At 58.7% G+C, this 2043-nt stretch carries 2 protein-coding genes; one reads left to right on the top strand and one right to left on the bottom strand.

Annotated features, from left to right (window positions below):
• Positions 1-63: 63 nt before the first annotated feature.
• Entirely contained in the window at positions 64-300 is a 237-nt protein-coding gene (locus NW863_RS10960; protein ID WP_414366343.1) for a NotI family restriction endonuclease, read from the bottom strand.
• A 208-nt stretch (positions 301-508) separates the two neighbouring features.
• Between NW863_RS10960 and NW863_RS10955 the strand changes: the two genes are divergently transcribed.
• Positions 509-2043: cobaltochelatase subunit CobN (locus tag NW863_RS10955; RefSeq protein WP_414366341.1), on the top strand; the 1535-nt coding region annotated here is incomplete at its 3' end.

The raw sequence follows: 2043 nt of genomic DNA, 5'->3' as shown, positions 1-2043 counted from the left end.
ATCCAAAGAATGGGTTGGCATTCCCTTCTCTCCTTCCTCTTAAAACCTGTACCCTATTTTAAATTAACAGGCTGTATCGGCTTCATCTTTTGGAACTTGTTCCAGAGGAGGTAGGGCAGCGAAGAAAGATCTGTTCAGCGCTACAGCAATTTTCTTTCGCCAACTGTGCAAGGTCCCACCTTTGTAAACAAGTTGAGGGACAAGCCTTTTTCGAGAGGATGAGAGATAGTTGACCGCAAGCTTCGTCTTAGCAGAGAACTCCGAGCCCAGAGGAAAGTCTTGGCTGGCTGATAACCTCAATATTAGCTTATAGAGTGCAGGAAACCTGCACTCTAAGCTCTTCTCAAGAGGAGAGCCCCCCTTTGCAATTATTGCGAATTGTTACGAGGCTGGCGTTATGCCCCCAGCAGGGATCCGGTTCTCTGGTAGAACGGGAAACAGGCGCTGGGGAAGAATGCCCATTCCCGGCCCACTTGCTTTTTTGCATTGCACAAGGGAGAGCGACTGCATGTTTACTCTGGTTAAGCCCATCACCCGCCACGTGACCCCTGCTGAGCTGGGGGGGCGCCGACTGATGAAGGTGGTGTACGTGGTGTTGGAGCCGCAGTATCAGAGTGCCCTGACGGCGGCGGTGCAGCGCATCAATGCCCAGAACCCCAAGCTGGCGGTGGAGCTGTCTGGCTACTTGGTGGAAGAGCTGCGGGATCCCGCGGGATATGAGGCTTTCCAGCGGGATCTGGAGGCGGCCAATGTCTTTATCGGCTCCTTGATCTTCATTGAGGACATTGCCCAGAAGGTGGTACAGGCAGTAGAACCCCTGCGGGAGCGGCTGGATGCGGTGGTGGTGTTCCCCTCCATGCCAGAGGTGATGCGCCTTAATAAGCTGGGATCCTTTTCCATGGCGCAACTGGGCCAATCCAAGAGCGCCATTGCCCAGTTCATGCGCAAGCGCCAACAGGGATCCAACTTCCAAGAGGGGATGCTGAAGCTGCTGCAGACGCTGCCCAAGGTGTTGAAGTACCTGCCCTTCGACAAGGCCCAGGATGCCCGCAACTTCATGCTCAGCTTCCAGTACTGGCTGGGCGGATCCCGCGAGAACCTGGAGAACTTTTTGCTGATGCTGGCGGATCGCTACCTGCCGGGGATGCGGGGACAGCTCTCCTTTGCCGAGCCAGTCACCTATTTGGAGATGGGCATTTGGCACCCGCTGGCGCCGCAGATGTTTGCCAGCCTGGCAGAGTATTGGGATTGGTACAATGCCCGCGAGGATCTGCCGGAAGACGTGAAGGATCCCCTGGCTCCCTGCGTGGGGCTGGTGCTGCAGCGCACCCACCTGGTGACGGGGGACGATGCCCACTACGTGGCCATGGTGCAGGAGTTGGAGTCGCGGGGGGCGCGGGTGGTGCCGGTGTTTGCCGGCGGCTTGGACTTCTCCAAGCCGGTGAACGAGTTTTTCTGGAATGAGCAGAAGACGGCGCCAATTGTGGATGTGGTGGTGTCGCTAACCGGGTTTGCTCTGGTGGGCGGGCCGGCGCGGCAGGATCACCCCAAGGCCGTGGAGGCGCTGCAACGGCTCAATCGCCCCTACATGGTGGCGCTGCCCTTGGTGTTTCAATCCACAGAGGAATGGGCCACTAGTGACTTAGGCCTGCACCCGGTGCAGGTGGCGCTGCAGATTGCCATTCCTGAGCTGGATGGGGCCATCGATCCCATCATCCTCTCGGGCCGGGACGCCGCCACCGGCAAGGCCCATGCTCTGCAGGATCGGATTGAGCTGATTGCAGCGCGGGCCATCAAGTGGGCCAACCTGCGGCGCAAGCCCAAGCTGGAGAAGAAGATCGCCATCACCGTCTTCAGCTTCCCGCCAGACAAAGGCAATGTAGGGACGGCGGCCTACTTAGATGTGTTTGCTTCCATCCACCGCGTCATGCAGGCCCTGGCCCACAACGGCTACGACCTGGGGCCAGAGCTGCCCAAAACGCCGCAGGAGTTGATGGAGGCCATCCTGCACGATGCCCAGGCCCAGTACGCCAGCCCGGAGCT

Origin of the sequence: Synechococcus sp. B60.1, assembly GCF_047462555.1 — a bacterium.
GTDB lineage: Bacteria > Cyanobacteriota > Cyanobacteriia > Thermostichales > Thermostichaceae > Thermostichus.
The sequence above is the reverse complement of the archived record's forward strand: the minus strand, read 5'-3'. Positions and strand labels throughout refer to the sequence as shown.